Source organism: Micromonospora cathayae (assembly GCF_028993575.1).
Taxonomy (GTDB): domain Bacteria; phylum Actinomycetota; class Actinomycetes; order Mycobacteriales; family Micromonosporaceae; genus Micromonospora; species Micromonospora cathayae.
The window spans coordinates 6,341,076-6,355,821 of record NZ_CP118615.1; the positions used below are offsets into that span (position 1 = coordinate 6,341,076).

General features: G+C 73.8%; 12 protein-coding genes and 1 pseudogene. 6 read left to right on the top strand and 7 right to left on the bottom strand.

Features of this window, described 5'->3' with window-relative positions; all coding sequences use genetic code 11:
* Window position 1: 1 nt before the first annotated feature.
* The 3 genes from PVK37_RS27850 to PVK37_RS27860 all read left to right on the top strand — a co-directional run bounded on the left by PVK37_RS27850 (window position 2) and on the right by PVK37_RS27860 (window position 2,218).
* Window positions 2-655 (top strand): MBL fold metallo-hydrolase, encoded by a 654-nt coding sequence (locus PVK37_RS27850; protein ID WP_275030794.1) that lies wholly within the window; start codon window positions 2-4, stop codon window positions 653-655.
* 140 nt (window positions 656-795) lie between these two features.
* On the top strand, window positions 796-1,542 hold the full coding sequence (locus PVK37_RS27855) for a phosphotransferase family protein (RefSeq protein ID WP_275030795.1): 747 nt from the start codon (window positions 796-798) through the stop codon (window positions 1,540-1,542).
* A 214-nt stretch (window positions 1,543-1,756) separates the two neighbouring features.
* On the top strand, window positions 1,757-2,218 hold the full coding sequence (locus PVK37_RS27860; RefSeq protein ID WP_275030796.1) for a hypothetical protein: 462 nt from the start codon (window positions 1,757-1,759) through the stop codon (window positions 2,216-2,218).
* A 9-nt stretch (window positions 2,219-2,227) separates the two neighbouring features.
* Here the strand turns inward: PVK37_RS27860 and PVK37_RS27865 are convergent, their stop codons facing one another.
* Both PVK37_RS27865 and PVK37_RS27870 read right to left on the bottom strand, forming a co-directional pair.
* Window positions 2,228-2,848: a DedA family protein gene (locus tag PVK37_RS27865; protein ID WP_275030797.1), complete on the bottom strand. Its 621-nt coding sequence runs from the start codon at window positions 2,846-2,848 to the stop codon at window positions 2,228-2,230.
* A 79-nt stretch (window positions 2,849-2,927) separates the two neighbouring features.
* Window positions 2,928-3,623 carry a class I SAM-dependent methyltransferase gene (locus tag PVK37_RS27870; RefSeq protein ID WP_275030798.1) on the bottom strand — a complete coding sequence of 232 codons (696 nt, stop codon included), beginning with the start codon at window positions 3,621-3,623 and terminating at the stop codon, window positions 2,928-2,930.
* A 162-nt stretch (window positions 3,624-3,785) separates the two neighbouring features.
* Here PVK37_RS27870 and PVK37_RS27875 point away from each other — a divergent pair, with 162 nt between their 5' ends.
* On the top strand, window positions 3,786-3,989 hold the full coding sequence (locus PVK37_RS27875; RefSeq protein ID WP_088983014.1) for a cold-shock protein: 204 nt from the start codon (window positions 3,786-3,788) through the stop codon (window positions 3,987-3,989).
* A 179-nt stretch (window positions 3,990-4,168) separates the two neighbouring features.
* On the opposite strand, the gene PVK37_RS27880 is transcribed toward PVK37_RS27875, so the two are convergent.
* Together PVK37_RS27880 and PVK37_RS27885 are read right to left on the bottom strand one after the other, a co-directional pair.
* Entirely contained in the window at window positions 4,169-5,791 is a 1,623-nt protein-coding gene (locus tag PVK37_RS27880) for a CocE/NonD family hydrolase (protein WP_275030799.1), read from the bottom strand.
* A gap of 87 nt (window positions 5,792-5,878) precedes the next feature.
* Window positions 5,879-6,379, bottom strand: a pseudogene (locus PVK37_RS27885) (MarR family winged helix-turn-helix transcriptional regulator); the annotation flags it as partial.
* A 147-nt stretch (window positions 6,380-6,526) separates the two neighbouring features.
* On the opposite strand from PVK37_RS27885, the gene PVK37_RS27890 reads away from it, so the two are divergent.
* On the top strand, window positions 6,527-8,653 hold the full coding sequence (locus PVK37_RS27890) for an MMPL family transporter (RefSeq protein WP_275030800.1): 2,127 nt from the start codon (window positions 6,527-6,529) through the stop codon (window positions 8,651-8,653).
* A 53-nt stretch (window positions 8,654-8,706) separates the two neighbouring features.
* Here the strand turns inward: PVK37_RS27890 and PVK37_RS27895 are convergent, their stop codons facing one another.
* From PVK37_RS27895 to PVK37_RS27905, 3 genes are all read right to left on the bottom strand, one after another.
* Window positions 8,707-10,182, bottom strand: coding sequence for a PhoX family protein (locus tag PVK37_RS27895; protein ID WP_275030801.1), 1,476 nt, complete (start codon window positions 10,180-10,182; stop codon window positions 8,707-8,709).
* Window positions 10,183-10,317: 135 nt separating this feature from the next.
* Entirely contained in the window at window positions 10,318-11,196 is an 879-nt protein-coding gene (locus PVK37_RS27900; protein ID WP_275030802.1) for a lytic transglycosylase domain-containing protein, read from the bottom strand.
* Window positions 11,197-11,231: 35 nt separating this feature from the next.
* Window positions 11,232-12,701 (bottom strand): DedA family protein, encoded by a 1,470-nt coding sequence (locus PVK37_RS27905; RefSeq protein ID WP_275035249.1) that lies wholly within the window; start codon window positions 12,699-12,701, stop codon window positions 11,232-11,234.
* Window positions 12,702-12,836: 135 nt separating this feature from the next.
* On the opposite strand from PVK37_RS27905, the gene typA reads away from it, so the two are divergent.
* Window positions 12,837-14,705 (top strand): translational GTPase TypA, encoded by a 1,869-nt coding sequence (typA, locus tag PVK37_RS27910; RefSeq protein ID WP_275030803.1) that lies wholly within the window; start codon window positions 12,837-12,839, stop codon window positions 14,703-14,705.
* Window positions 14,706-14,746 lie beyond the last annotated feature (41 nt).

Below are 14,746 nucleotides of genomic sequence, written 5' to 3' on the forward strand. Positions count from 1 at the left end.
CATGACCTACACCGGAGACGTCACCCCCGGCGGCGCGCCGGCCGTCCGCGACCTCGACCGGCTCACCATCACCAAGGTGTCGGTGGGGCCGATGGACAACAACGCGTACCTGCTGCGCTGCCGGGCCACCGGGGAGCAGGTGCTCGTCGACGCCGCCAACGAGGCGCCCCGGCTGCTCGACCTGGTCGGCGACGCCGGACTGGCCGCCGTGGTGACCACCCACCGGCACATGGACCACTGGGTGGCCCTGGAGGAGGTGGTGGCGACCACCGGCGCCCGGTCCCTGGTACACACCGCCGACGCCGAGGGCCTGCCGATCCCGTCGGAGCCGCTCGCCGACGGCGACACCGTGCCGGTCGGCGACTGCGCGCTGGAGGTGATCCACATCGTCGGGCACACCCCCGGCTCGATCGCCCTGCTCTACCGGGACCCGGCCGGCACCCCGCACCTGTTCACCGGCGATTCGCTCTTCCCCGGCGGGGTGGGCAACACCGACAAGGACCCGGAGCGGTTCGGCTCGCTGATCGACGACGTCGAGCACAAGCTGTTCGACCGGCTGCCCGACGAGACCTGGTTCTACCCCGGCCACGGCAAGGACTCCACGCTCGGCGCGGAACGCCCGGCCCTGGCCGCGTGGCGGGCCCGCGGCTGGTAACCGGCGACCCGGGTCACCGAAGCCCGGGGCCGGGTTCCACCGGCTCCGGGCCGCAGCGCGGACATGACTACGCCGGGGTGACCTCCTCGGGTACCTCGGGGGACGGCGAGGCGGCGGCCACGTCGGGATACTGGTCGCCGATGGACGAGGTCGAAGTCGTCGTGGCCCATTCCGAGCGCGCGACCCTGCGCGTCGGTGACGTGTTCCTGAAGGTGGACGCCGACCAGGCGCGCGTCGACGTCGAGGTCCGGGCGATGGCCCTCGCCCCGGTCCCGACCCCGGAGATCCTGTGGCGCAGGCCGCCCGTGCTCGCGATCGCCGCGCTCCGCGGGACGACGCTCGGGCGCCTCGGCGGACCGGCGACCGGGTCGACGGCGGCGTGGGCCGCGGCCGGTGCCGCCCTCCGGAAGCTGCACGACGCGCCCCTGCCGCCCTGGCCGGGGCGGGCCGGCCGGAGCGTCGCCGCGCTGACGGCGGAACTCGACGACGAGTGCGGGTCGCTCGTGCGCGACGGCATCCTGCCCGCCGATCTGGTCACCCGCAACCGCCAGGTCGCCGAGGCCGCGCTCCGGCCGTGGACTCCGGCGTTCACCCACGGCGACCTGCAGATCGCGCACCTCTTCGTCGACGGTGACGAGGTCACCGGCATCATCGACTGGTCCGAGGCGGGCCAGGGTGACGCCTTTTACGACCTGGCCACCTTCACGCTCGGACACGAGGACCACCTCGACGACCTCCTCGCCGGTTACGGCGCCGACGTCGACCTCGACGTGATCCACGCGTGGTGGTCGCTACGGAGCCTGCTGGCGGTCCGCTGGCTGGTCGAGCACGGCTTCGACGCCTTCGCGCCCGGCTGTGAGGTCGACGTGCTCAGATCCCGGATGTGAGCCGGCACGGGACCGACCGCCCAGGCCGGATGTCAGCCGGCACCGGCCCGACCGCCAGGCCGGACGTCAGCCGGCGTCGGCCGGAGCGCCAGGTATGCGTCCCGACGCACCGGGTAGACCGCGGGGCGATGTCGGGGACCAGCCGGACGCAACCGAACCTTCGCGCGAAGCCGGCGGCCCGCCCCGCGCCCGGAGCATCCACGGAAGGAGTCTGATGACCGACGACATGCGGATCTCCGACAGCGGTCGGGGGCTGTCCTTCCGGCTCAGCGCGGACGAGGCCGCCGAGGTGGCCCGGGTGTTGCGGGAACACGAGGCCACCCGGCCCGACGTACCGGTCGACGTCCTGGCCGTGCTGCGGGACGTCACCGGCCGGGAACCCGACCGGTCGGACGTGCCGCCGCCGAAGGTCGACCCGGTGGCGGTCGCCCCCTCCTGGGAGGTCGGTCCGTTCAAGGTGGCGCTGATGCTGTCCGCGCAGCTCGCCGGGCTCGAGTTCACCGCCGACGACGGGCGGGTCATGGTGGCCGTGCTGACGTTGCCGGAGCTGACCGGGCTGAGTCCCGTGCTCGCCGTGCAGGCGCGGCGCGCGGCGGAAAGCGTCAGCACGGCTGACGAGGTGACCGCCGCCTGCCGGGACGCGATCGGGCGCGACCCGTTCGAGAACGCCGGGTAGCGGGTCGGCTCAGGCGGCGCTGCCGGCGACCGCCGCCGCGCGCAGCCGGCGGCGGCTGGCGAACAGCACCACCAGGCCGAAGATCATCCCGAAACCGAGGGTGCCCCAGGTGGCGGACCCGTCGGGCAGCAGTCCGCCCAGCGAGCGGGCCAGCGAGCCGAGCAGCACGTAGAGCCCGGCCCAGAGCGCCGCGCCGGAGGCGGCGCAGGCCAGGAACCGCCGGTACGACATCCGTAGTCCGCCGGCGGCCAGCGGCAGCAGCGCGTTGAACACCGGCAGGAACGGCGCGACGAGCACCATCCGGCCGCCACCGGCGTGCAGGATGCCCTCGGCCGCCGCCCAACGGTCCTGCCCGATCCAGTCCCCGACCCGGCTGGCCCGCAGCCGACCGCCGAAGTGCCGGCCGACCAGGAAACTCACCGACCAGCCGGCCAGGCAGCCCAGCACCACGGCGGTGAACGAGGCGAACGTCGCGGCCGGCTGGCCCACCCCCACCGCCGCCAGCACCGCCACGTCCCCGGGGACCAGCACGCCGAGCAGCGGGATGGCGTCGAAGAGCATGACCACCCCGAGCACCCCCATCAGCATGGTGGTGGGGAGTTCTCCGATCTGGGTCAGCCACTGCGTCATGTCCGTACGCTATGCCGACCGGTCCACCCGGCACATGGGGCTTTGGCCCCGGCTTTTCCCTGAGAACGATCTCGGGGGGTCATCTCCCGGGAGGACGCGGGCGCAGCACCCGGACCGTACGGACCGGGGACCCGACGGCGGGTTCGGTGGTCGGCACCCGGTAGGCGGTGAGCACCTCCAGCCGACCGGCCGGCAGGTGCCCGCGACCGGGGTCGCCGACCAGCACGTCCGCGCCCCGGGCGGCGACGCGTTCCAGGAAGGACAGCACCCGGTCGGCCATCGGCGGGCTGTAGAAGACGTCCCCGGCGAGCAGCAGGTCGGCGTCGCCGCCGTCGGTGTCGAGCAGGTCGAGGTCGGTGGTCTCGACGGTGACCCGGTTGGCGTGGGCGTTGAGCCTGGTGGCGGCGACGGCGTACGGGTCGATGTCGTTGGCCCGGACCCGGGCGGCACCGGTGAGGGCGGCGGCGATCGCCACCAGGCCCGAGCCGGTGGCCAGGTCGAGCACCCGGCGGCCGGCGGCGAGCTGGGGATGGTCCAGCAGGTACCGGGCGAGCGCCTGGCCGCCGGCCCAGGCGGACGCCCAGTAGGGGGCGGGCAGCCGGTGTCCGGCCGCCGCCTCCATCCGCGCCCACCAGACGATCGGGTCGTCGGCCAGGTGCAGCCGCACCTCGGGGACGAACGGTGTCGGCACCAGACGTAACCGGTCGAGCCCGTGTCCGGGCGTACGGATCTCCCGTCGCAGTGCGGCGACCACCTCGCCGTCGGCCCGGTCCATCCCGGCTAGCATGCCCCACCCGGGGCGGGTCGGGGTGGTTTTCGCGGGCGCGCCCCGGCACTTCGGCCCGCGTATCGGCGTCCGGCGGGCTACTGTCGGGGTGATACAGGGCGATCATCGGCCGGATGTCGATGGTCTCCCGCTGTGAACAGGGAGAGATGCATGGCAACCGGCACGGTCAAGTGGTTCAACTCTGAAAAGGGCTTCGGCTTCATCGAGCAGGATGGTGGCGGACCGGACGTCTTCGTCCACTATTCGGCGATCGCGACGAGCGGTTACCGGGAGCTGAACGAGGGTCAGAAGGTCGAGTTCGAGGTGACCCAGGGGCAGAAGGGTCCGCAGGCGGACAACGTCCGACCGCTGTAGAGCCGTGCCGGTGGCGGCGGCCGTACCCGGGCCGCCGCCACCGCGCTGTCACGGCACGGGCGGGCCCAGCCCTGTCACGGCACGGGCTGGTGCAGCCCCGTCACGGGCCGGGTCAGGTACAGCCCCGCCACGGCACGGGCGGGTAAAGCCCCGCCACGGGACGGGCGGGTAAAGCCCTGTCACGGGACGGGCAGGTGCAGCGCGGACGGGTGTACCGGGTCGTGCAGCACCTCGCGCCAGCCGGCCCGTAGGGCCGCCGCCGCGCCGAGCGGCTCCCCGGTGCCCGGGTTGCGGGCGTACCGGGGGTGCGCGCCGCCGGTGACCTGCACGCGGAGCCGGTGGCCGGGAGCGAACCGGTGGGCAGCCGGCCAGAGCGGCACCGGCACCCGCACCGCTCCGGTGTGGTCGGTCGGGAAACGGCCCGGCCAGAGGCGGACCAGCCCGTCGCAGACGTTCCAGGAGCGGCCGCGCGGGTCCACGTCGCAGAGCCGGACGAAGACGTCCAGGTACGGCAGTTCGCTGCGGACGTACACCTCGGCGTGCACCGGGCCGATGATCTCCAGTGGCGCGGTCAGTGGCGCGCTGGTCCAGGTGGGCACGTCGGGGCGGGCCTCGACGGGCCGGTTGTCGACCGGCCCGGCCCGCTGGGCGACCAGCAGCGGCCCACCCAGCGACGGGGTCGGGTCGGCCGGGTCGTACCGGAACCGGCGCGGCGCCGAGGCCGGTGCCGGCTCGGGGCGCAGGGCCGCGCCGGGGTGCAGGTACCAGCTGGTGCGGGGCGCCGACGGCGGCCAGTCGGGCAGGTCCCGCCAGCCTCCCTCGTCCCCGCCGACGTGCACCCGTACGCCGGGGTCCGGCACCGTGGGGCGGCGGCCGGCCAGGTGGGTCTCGAACCAGTCCAGCCCTTCCCGTACGGCGGTGTACAGCAGCCCGGGGCTGCCGTGGGTCCACGGGCCGACGGTGAGCCGGGTCGGGGTGCCGGCCGCCCGCAGAGCCGCGTGGTCGTCGAGCTGGGCGGGCAGGAAGATGTCGTGCCAGCCGCCGACCATGAGCACCGGCGCGCGGACCTCGCCGCGCCGGCCGTCGAAGACCCGCTCCCGCCAGTACGCGGCGTCGGGGGTGTGGTGGAGCAGCCACTGCTGGAAGAACGGGATGGTCACCCCGGTGGCGACCCGGTCCGCCTCGGCCAACGGCAGGTGGGCCAGGGCGGCGACCAGCTTCGGCTGGCCGCGTTTGAGTTCCCACTGCCGGGCCAGCCAGGGCACGGTCTGAGCCTGGATCAGCTCCGCCCAGGTCAGGACGGTGTCCAGGGCGAACGACCCGCCGGCGTACGTGGAGTCGCGGGTGGTCGACGCGGTGACCACGGCGACCATGGCGCGGAGTTCGTCGCCGGCCTCGGCGGCCAGCGCCCACTGGGCGAAGCCCTGGTAGCTGACCCCGAACATGCCCAACGCGCCGGTGTACCAGGGTTGCCGGCGCAGCCAGTCGAGGGTGTCGAGGCCGTCGGCGCGTTCGTGGGCGAACGGGTCGAAGGTGCCGCCGGAGCCGTGGGTGCCCCGGCAGGACTGGATCACCGCGTGGTATCCGCGCGCCGCGATCAGCCGTCCGAACAGCCGGATCGGCCCGCTGCGCCCGTACGGGGTGCGGATCAGCACGGTGGGCGCGTCGGGCGGGTCGGGGGCGTAGTGGTCGGTGCGCAGCGGCACGCCGTCGCGGACCCGGACCGGGACGTCCCGGGTGAGGGTGACCCGGGCGCGGACCGGGGGCAGCCGGAGCAGGTCGGTGGTGAGCCGGTCGAGCACCGCTCAGCCCGTCCCGCGACGGCGCTGCGGTTCCGGGCGGGGCGGTTCGGTGCTGCGGCCCGGCTCGGTGCCGCGGCCGGGTTCGGGGCGGGGCGGTTCGGGGCGGGCGGCGCGGACCGCGTCGCGGTGCTGGCGCAGGGACGCGCTCATGCCCAGCATGAACCGGTTGACGATCTCCAGTTCCTGGTCGGTGTAGTCGGCCATCACCGTGTCGGTCCGGGCGCCGAGGGGCTGGAAGAACTGCATGGCCAGGGTGGCGCCCCGGTCGGCGTACCGCAGCAGGATCTTGCGCCGGTCGGTGGTGTCCCGGTCACGGCGGATGTGTCCGCCGCGTTCGAGGCGGTCGACCAGGGCGGTGATCGAGCCGGAGGAGAGGTTGAGCTGCTCGCCGAGGCGACCGGGGGTGATCGGGTCGCCGAGCAGCTCGGCGTCCATGACCGCGATCAGGGCGTGCAGGTCGGTGGGGTTGAGCCCGTGCAGGCTGGCGAAGGCGTGGCCGACGTGCTGGGCGTCCACCGCGTACCGCCGGAGGTTGTTCGTGATCTCGGCGACGAGCTGTTCGCGCCGGGTCTCGCGCCGTCGGTACATGCCGTGCCCTGCCACGTCGTGTCGCTTCTCCCGTTGGTCGTCCGGGTGTCGGCCCCGGTTGCAGCATAACTGACCAGTCGATAATCTCGGCTATCAAGATACTCGAATCCCGGGAATTCCCCCGACCAGATACCGTGAGGCACGCCGATGTCCCTGTTCACCCGTGTCGCCCGCGGCCGGCTCGCCGCCTGGCTCACCGTGGTCGCCGCGATCGTGGTCGGCGGAGTCGTCTTCGGGCTCCCCAAGCCCGACAACCCGGCTCCCGTCTCGGCCACCGGCCTCTCCGTCGAGTGGCAGTCCACCCAGGTCGAGCGGCTCCAGGAGCAACTGCCCTCCCGGGACGTCCAGCCGGCGATCGTGGTGGTCAGCCGCGACGACGGGGCCGCGCTCACCGAGGCCGACCGGGCCACCGTCGGCACCGCCGCCGGCACGCTGGGCCGGTTCGCCGAGGGCGGCCAGGTCTCCCCGCCGCAGGTCTCCCCGGACGGCACCGTGGCCCTGCTCGCCGTCCCGTTCTCCACCGCCGGCGGCCAGGAGGTCGTCGCCGAACGGGTCGCCGACCTCCGTGAGGCCCTCACCGACCTGCCCGACCCGCTGCAGGTCGAGGTGACCGGCGCGCCCGCCTTCACCGCCGACCTGACCCGGGTCTTCGAGGGCGCGGACGTCACCCTGCTCGCGGTCACCGCCGGAGTGGTCGCGCTGCTGCTGCTGATCACCTACCGCAGCCCGTTCCTGTGGATCGTGCCGCTGGTCATCGTGGCCGCGACCGAGCAGCTCACCCTGCGCGCCATCGACACCATCGTCCCGGCCGTCGGGATCAACCTGCAGAGCGGCGCGGTCACCGGCATCGCCAGCGTGCTGGTCTTCGGCGCGGCCACCGACTACGCCCTGCTGCTCATCGCCCGCTACCGGGAGGAACTACGCCGCGAGTCCGACCGGTTCGCCGCGATGCGGGCCGCGCTGCGCCGGACCGCCGAACCCATCCTGGCCAGCGGCGGCACCGTCGTCCTCGGTGTGCTCACCCTGCTGCTGTCCGAGCAGGAGATCAACCGGGCGCTCGCGGTCGCCTGCGCCACCGGCGTGGTCTTCGCCATGTTCTCCGCGCTGTTCGTCCTGCCCGCCGCCCTGGTGCTGTTCGGGCGGGGACTGTTCTGGCCGTTCGTGCCCCGGGTCGGCTCACCGGCACGCGAGGGACGCGTCTGGGGCCGGCTCGGCGCGATCGTGGTCCGCCGTCCGGTGCCGGTCGCGGCCCTGTCCGTGCTGCTGCTGGCCGGGCTGGCCCTCGGCGGACTCGGCATCCGCACCGGGCTGTCCGAGACCGAGCAGTTCCGGGTCGAACCGGAGGCGGTCGCCGGCGCGCAGACCCTCGCCCGTGCCTTCCCCGCCGGCACCACCCAGCCGGTCGCCGTGCTCACCACCCCGTCGGCGGTACCGGCGGTCACCGCCGCCGCCGAGGCCGTACCCGGGGTCGCCTCGGTCCGCCCCGGCGACGCCGGTCAGGACGTCGCCCAGGTCGACGTGATCCTCGAGGACGAACCCGGCACCCCCGCCTCCGACCGGACCGTCGCGGCGCTGCGCGAGGCGGTCGCCGCGGTACCCGACTCGGCCCCACCCGCCGTCGACGGGGTGGACGCGTTCACCGGGGCGGTGGTCGGCGGCAGCGTCGCCGCCACCTACGACACCGACGAGGCCAACGGCCGGGACCTGCGGCTGATCCTGCCGATCATCCTGCTGCTCGTGCTCGGCGTGCTGGTGGCGCTGCTGCGCGGCCTGGTCGCGCCGGTGCTGCTGGTGCTCACCGTGGTGGCGTCGTTCTTCGCCAGCCTCGGCGCGGCCTGGCTGCTCTTCGACCACGTGCTCGGCTTCCCGGCCCTGGACAGCGGGGTCGCGCTGCTCGCCTTCGTGTTCCTGGTCGCCCTCGGCGTGGACTACAACATCTTCCTGGTCACCCGGGCCCGCGAGGACGCCCGGACCGCCGGCACCCGGGACGGGATGCTCTCCGCGCTGCGGGTCACCGGCGGTGTCATCACCAGCGCCGGCGTGCTGCTCGCCGCGGTCTTCGCCGTGCTCGGCGTGCTGCCGCTGATCCTGCTCACCCAGATCGGGATCATCGTCTGCATCGGTGTGCTGCTGGACACCCTGCTGGTGCGGACCGTGCTGGTGCCGGCGCTGGCGTTCCTGCTCGGCGACCGCTTCTGGTGGCCGGGCCGGATCACGCCCGCGCCGGCCGAGGACACGCCCACCGAGCGGGAGCCGGTGCCCGCCGGACAGTAGACCGGTCCGGTGGCCGGTGGGCGGCGGGATCCCGCCCACCGGCCACGGCCGGCTCACACCCCGAGCCGGGCCCAGTCGCCCCAGATCGCGAAGGTCATCCCCCGGCTGGCCTGGATGTTGACGAACAGGGTCCGTCCGTCCGGGCTGAACGTCGACCCGGCGAACTCGTCGTTCGACCGGTCCGCGCCGGTGCTGCTGCGCAGCCGGTTCAGCGCGATGTCGAACAGCTCACCGCGCGGGGTCAGCCCCCGGATGAAGTTGTCCGCCGAGTTGTCCTCGCACACCACCAGGGTGCCGCGCGGGCTGGTGGTGACGTTGTCCGGGAAGTCCAGCACGTCCGGGCCGGGCGACTCGTACACCAGGCGCAGCACCCGCGCCCGGCAGTCGTACGCCCACACCTGGCCGTGCCCGTTGCCGTAGCCGTCGGCGACCGGCCCGGTCGACGTCTCCGCCGGCCCACCGCCCTGGGTGGCGGTGAAGTACACCACCCCGTCGTCGTACGCGGCGCCCTCCAGCCGGGAGAAGTACGCCGCGCCCTGCGACCAGCCCTGCCGCCCGACGTACGTCAGGGCGGTGTCGTTGCTGGTCGGCGCGGTCTCGCCCGGCGTGTACGGGAACGTCGGCGCCGGGTCGTCGATGTCGACCCACTGCACCGGGTAGGTGGCGTGCCGCCGCTGCCCGGCGGCCAGGTCCAGGTTGGGCCGTCCGCGTACCGCCAGCATCTGCAACCGGCCGCCGTCGGCCAGCCGCCCGGTCTTCATCGGATCCTTCGGCGGGGTGTACCGGTAGAACCCGGACGGGAAACCGAAGTTGTCCTCGGTGAGATAGAGGTGCCCGCCACGCGGGTCGTACGCCACCGACTCGTGCGCGAACCGGCCGGCGTGGGTGACCGGCTGCCGGTCGGAGTGCCCGTCGGCGGGCACCTCGAACACGTACCCGTGCGGCTTGGTCAGCGGCACGTTCGACGCGCCGGTGAAGTCGGGGCCGACGTCCGGCCCGTTGACCGTCTCCTCGCAGGTGATCCAGCTGCCCCACGGCATCCGCCCGCCGGAGCAGTTCATCATGGTGCCGTTGAGGCTGGTCCAGGCGCGCCGCACCTCGCCGGTGCGGGTCACCTCGACGGTGGTGGTGCCGCCCTGCGCCATCGGGTCGTACGCCCGCGCGGCGTCCCCGAACGCCGGACCCGGGTTGTTGACCTCATGGTTGCGGACCAGCCGCACGGTGCCCCCGGGGCCCGGGAACGCGCCCATGCCGTCGTGCCGGCCGGGCAGCAGCGTGCCGTCGTCGAGCACCACCGGGGACTCGGTGTCGTGGAACGACCGGTACCCGAACCCGTCGGGCAGCCACAGCCGCACCGCGCCGTCACGCAGGTCGGGCACCGGCTTCAGGGCGGGCCGGGGACGGGGACGGTGGCCGGCCGCGCCGGCCGCGTCGCGGGCCACGAAACCGAGGAACGGTCCACCGAGGACGGCGCCGCCGGCCACCGCGGCGGCACCGCGCAGCAGACCACGCCGGTTCACGTCAGACATGAGGGACTCCCTTGTCGCCACGGCCACCGGGGGAGGTGACCGACCACGTGATCCTCGTCAGAGAGATCGACGTTGGCAACCTCGGTCACCGGCGGTACCGGTGCCGGAACCCGCCGCCGGGCTCCGGGTGACCGGTCAGTAGTCCAGGCAGACGCACTCGGTCATCAGGGCCCGCACGTTACGCACGTACTGCGGGTTGGGCACCGCCAGCGGCTCGCCCTCCCGGGCCACCGCGTGGTGGCCGACGTTGTACGCGGCGATGACCGCGTTCAGCAGGCAGGAGTCCAGCTCGGCGGTGCACAGGTCGGCGTCGAGCCGGTAGTCGGCGTCGAAGTACATGTCGCCGATGTACTTGGTCAACCAGGCCAGGTAGGTGGCGCCCAGGTACGCGTTGTCCCGGTGGTCCCGGACGTCGTACGACTGACCGAACCGCTGGTTCATCCAGTCCGCGGTCGCCGGCATCACCTGCATCAGGCCGATACCCCCGTCGCAGGCGACGATGGTCGACTGCCAGCCGCTCTCCTGCCAGGCGGTGGCCTTCACCAGGTCCAGCGGGATGCGGATGTCCGGGGCCGACGTCGGCCAGTACGTCCGCGCCGCCGCGTCACCCAGCGCCGCCTTGACCTGGCTACGGCTGGCCTCGGTGCCGGAGTAGGTGGGCCGGCAGCCGCTCGGGGCCGGCTTCGGCGGGGGCGGCGGCACCTTCGTCTCGGTCGGGGGCTTCGGGGTGGCCCGGGGACCGGTGGTGCGTTTCGGGGTGGGTTTCGGCGTCGGTTTCCCCGACACCGACGGGCTGGCCGTCACCGTCGGCCCGCGGCCCATCGACTCCACCGCCGACGGCGTGGCCGCCGGGACCGGCGACCCGTCGACCGGTGGGACCAGCGGCAGGCCGGTCGACCCGGCGGCCAGGTCGTCGACCGGCACCTCCCCGCCGCCACAGCCGGCGGCCGAACCCGCCGCCAGCGCCCCGACGAGCAGCACCGCACCGATCCGACGCGCGAACGACGACCGCATCGCCCACCTCCCCCGTGACCCGACGACGCCGCACCCTAACAGGGATCGACCTGCCCGGTTGCCCCCTGCCGGAGCGGGCCGGCAGGGTCGGCCGGCGGGCTGCCGGCGTCGACCGGCGGCCCCGCACCCCGGTCGGAGCCAGGCCGGTCGGAGCCAGGGTCGTCCCGGCGGGCCTGCCGGACGGCGCGGTCCCGGGTGGCCCAGGCCACCACGAACACCACCGTCCAGAGCACCCCCAGCAGGATCGAGCCGACCGTCCCGCTGGCCGAGCTCAACCCCAGGTAGAGCCGGGCCAGCCCGACCCCGGCGACACCGACCGCGGCCGCCGTCCAGACCGCCACCGCCACCGGCCACCGGGTGCCCCGGGCCAGCAGCCAGGCCAGGGTGCAGAAACCGGCCGACACCACCGCGTTCTGGGTGGGGAAGAGCAGCCCGCCGGCCGGCCGGGTCACGTCGGCCACCACCGCCACCACCACCGGCGGGACGAACGCGCCCACCGTGCCCAGCAGACCCAGCAGGTCCGCCCGGCAGATCCGCCGCCGCCAGGCCAGCACCGCGGCGGCCAGGGCGACCACCGCGATCAGCACCGGGCCGCGCAGCACCGACACCACGGCGAGCGTCACGTCCACCGCCCCCGGGGTGCGCCGGGACGCGAACCACTGCGCGATCGCCGTGTCCACCACGGCCAGCCCGCTGTGCCGGACCACCAGCCCGAGCAGCCAGGCCATGGCGAACCCGGCCCCGAACAGCAACGCCAACCCCACGGTGAGGTTGAGCAGCAGCGTCCAGGTCGGGCCGATCCGGGTGCCGAGCAGGAACAGCAGCACCCCGTACCGGCGGCTCACCCAGCTCAGCGGGGGCACCGCCATCGCCCGGTCGAACAGCGCCCGCACCGGATCGGGGTTCCGTCCCAGCCACCGCCCGGCCAGCACGATCACCAGCACGCAGCCGGCCAGCACCAGCACCGCCCCGGTGGCCCGGCCCAGGTACGCCGAGACCGTCTCGTACGACCCGCCGGCGAGGTAGCCGACCAGCACCGAACCGCCGACCCAGGTGACCACGCCGGCGACGTTCCACGGCAGGAACCTCGCGTACGGCATGCCCGCCGCCCCCGCCAGCCGGGGCACCAGGGTCCGGGCGAAGGCCACCCAGCGGGCCGCGCACACGCCCCGCCCACCCAGCCGGCCGAGCATCGCGTCGGCCCGGCCCCACCGCTCGGGCCCGACCCGGGCACCCCAGCGGGAGGCCCGCAGCCGGGGACCGTACCGCCGGCCGGACCGGAAGGCCAGCGCGTCCCCCAGCACCGCCGCCGCGACCATCAGCACCATCGCCGGCCCCAGCCGCAGGGTGCCGGTGAAGGAGAGGAAGCCCACCAGCAGCAGCGTCGCCTCACCCGGCGCGACCAGCCCCACCAGCAGGGCGGTTTCCCCGGCGACGACCAGCGCCGCGACCAGGTAGATCAGCTCGGCCGGCAGGTGCTGGAGCAGACTCACCAGATCGTGCACATCAGCCCCCGACACACGGGGGCCAGCATGCCAGGTCCCCTACCCAGTGTGACAGGAGTTTCACGGGAGATCCGGGCCGGCTCCGGGGTGACCCCGACGCCGCCCCTGATCCCGGGGGACGGGAGGATGGAGAGCATGCAGCTTCGCACCGACCTCCGCAACGTCGCCATCATCGCCCACGTCGACCACGGCAAGACCACCCTGGTCGACGCCATGTTGCGGCAGGCCGGCGCCTACGGCGCCCGCGGCGAGACGACCGAGCGGGTGATGGACTCGATGGACCTGGAACGGGAGAAGGGCATCACCATCCTGGCCAAGAACACCGGCGTGCGCTACCTGCCGGCGGACGGCTCCGACCCGGTCACCATCAACATCATCGACACCCCCGGGCACGCCGACTTCGGTGGCGAGGTCGAGCGCGGGCTGACCATGGTCGACGGGGTGGTGCTGCTCGTCGACGCCAGCGAGGGCCCGCTGCCGCAGACCCGCTTCGTGCTGCGCAAGGCGCTGAAGGCCCGGATGCCCATCATCCTCGTGATCAACAAGGTGGACCGTCCGGACGCCCGGATCAAGGACGTCGTCGACGACACGTACGAACTCTTCCTCGACCTGGACGCCGACGAGGAGCAGATCGACTTCCCGATCGTCTACGCCTGCGCCCGCGACGGCATCGCCTCCCTCACCCAGCCCGCCGACGGCGCGGTCCCCGAGGACAGCACCTCCCTGGAGCCGCTGTTCCGTACCCTGCTCGACACCATCCCGCCGCCCGCGTACGACGAGGACGCGCCGCTGCAGGCGCACGTCACCAACCTCGACGCGTCGCCGTTCCTGGGCCGGCTCGCGCTGTGCCGGGTCCGGCAGGGCACCATCGCCAAGGGCCAGACCGTCGCCTGGTGCCGCACCGACGGCAGCACCTCGCGGGTCCGTATCTCCGAACTGCTGATGACCGAGGGCCTGGAACGCAAGCCGGCCGACTCCGCCGGGCCGGGCGACATCATCGCCGTCGCCGGCATCCCCGAGATCATGATCGGTGAGACCCTCGCCGACGCGGAGGACCCCCGCCCGCTGCCGCTGATCACCGTCGACGAGCCGGCCATCTCGATGACCATCGGCACCAACACCTCCCCGCTGGTGGGCCGGGTCAAGGGCGCCAAGGTCACCGCCCGGATGGTCAAGGACCGCCTCGACAAGGAACTGGTCGGCAACGTCTCGCTGCGGGTGCTGCCCACCGAACGCCCCGACGCCTGGGAGGTGCAGGGCCGTGGCGAACTGGCCCTGGCCATCCTGGTCGAGCAGATGCGCCGGGAGAACTACGAACTCACCGTCGGCAAGCCGCAGGTGGTCACCCGGGAGATCGACGGCAAGACCTGCGAGCCGGTCGAGCGGCTCACCATCGACGCCCCCGACGAGTACCTCGGGGCGATCACCCAGCTCCTCGCCACCCGCAAGGGCCGGATGGAGCAGCTGGTCAACCACGGCACCGGCTGGATCCGAATGGAGTGGCTGGTCCCGGCGCGCGGCCTGATCGGCTTCCGGACCGAGTTCCTCACCGAGACCCGCGGCACCGGCATCCTGCACCACGTCTTCGAGTCCTACGAGCCCTGGTTCGGCGAGCTGCGTACCCGCAACAACGGCTCCCTGGTCGCCGACCGGTCCGGGGCCGTCACCGCGTTCGCCATGACCAACCTCCAGGAGCGCGGCCAGCTCTTCGTCGAGCCCGGCACCGAGGTGTACGAAGGCATGATCGTCGGCGAGAACTCCCGCTCCGACGACATGGACGTCAACATCACCAAGGAGAAGAAGCTCACCAACATGCGGGCGTCGACCTCCGACGAGACCGAGAAGCTGATCCCGCCGCGCAAGCTCTCCCTGGAGCAGGCGCTGGAGTTCTGCCGCGAGGACGAGTGCGTCGAGGTCACCCCGGTCGCCGTCCGGATCCGTAAGGTCGTGCTCGACCAGACCCAGCGCGGCCGGATGGCGGCCCGCCGCAAGCACGCCGGCTGACCCGCGCGTCGCGCCGGCCGGCCCACTGAGCAGCCGACCGG

Excerpts from the sequence above, each read along its gene's own strand:
- PVK37_RS27865 (WP_275030797.1), bottom strand. The coding sequence starts at position 2,848 with ATGACGCAGTGGCTGACCCAGATCGGAGAACTCCCCACCACCATGCTG.
- PVK37_RS27890 (WP_275030800.1), top strand. The coding sequence starts at position 6,527 with ATGTCCCTGTTCACCCGTGTCGCCCGCGGCCGGCTCGCCGCCTGGCTC.
- PVK37_RS27850 (WP_275030794.1), top strand. The coding sequence starts at position 2 with ATGACCTACACCGGAGACGTCACCCCCGGCGGCGCGCCGGCCGTCCGC.
- PVK37_RS27875 (WP_088983014.1), top strand. The coding sequence starts at position 3,786 with ATGGCAACCGGCACGGTCAAGTGGTTCAACTCTGAAAAGGGCTTCGGC.
- typA (WP_275030803.1), top strand. The coding sequence starts at position 12,837 with ATGCAGCTTCGCACCGACCTCCGCAACGTCGCCATCATCGCCCACGTC.
- PVK37_RS27895 (WP_275030801.1), bottom strand. The coding sequence starts at position 10,182 with ATGTCTGACGTGAACCGGCGTGGTCTGCTGCGCGGTGCCGCCGCGGTG.
- PVK37_RS27860 (WP_275030796.1), top strand. The coding sequence starts at position 1,757 with ATGACCGACGACATGCGGATCTCCGACAGCGGTCGGGGGCTGTCCTTC.
- PVK37_RS27870 (WP_275030798.1), bottom strand. The coding sequence starts at position 3,623 with ATGGACCGGGCCGACGGCGAGGTGGTCGCCGCACTGCGACGGGAGATC.
- PVK37_RS27900 (WP_275030802.1), bottom strand. The coding sequence starts at position 11,196 with ATGCGGTCGTCGTTCGCGCGTCGGATCGGTGCGGTGCTGCTCGTCGGG.
- PVK37_RS27855 (WP_275030795.1), top strand. The coding sequence starts at position 796 with ATGGACGAGGTCGAAGTCGTCGTGGCCCATTCCGAGCGCGCGACCCTG.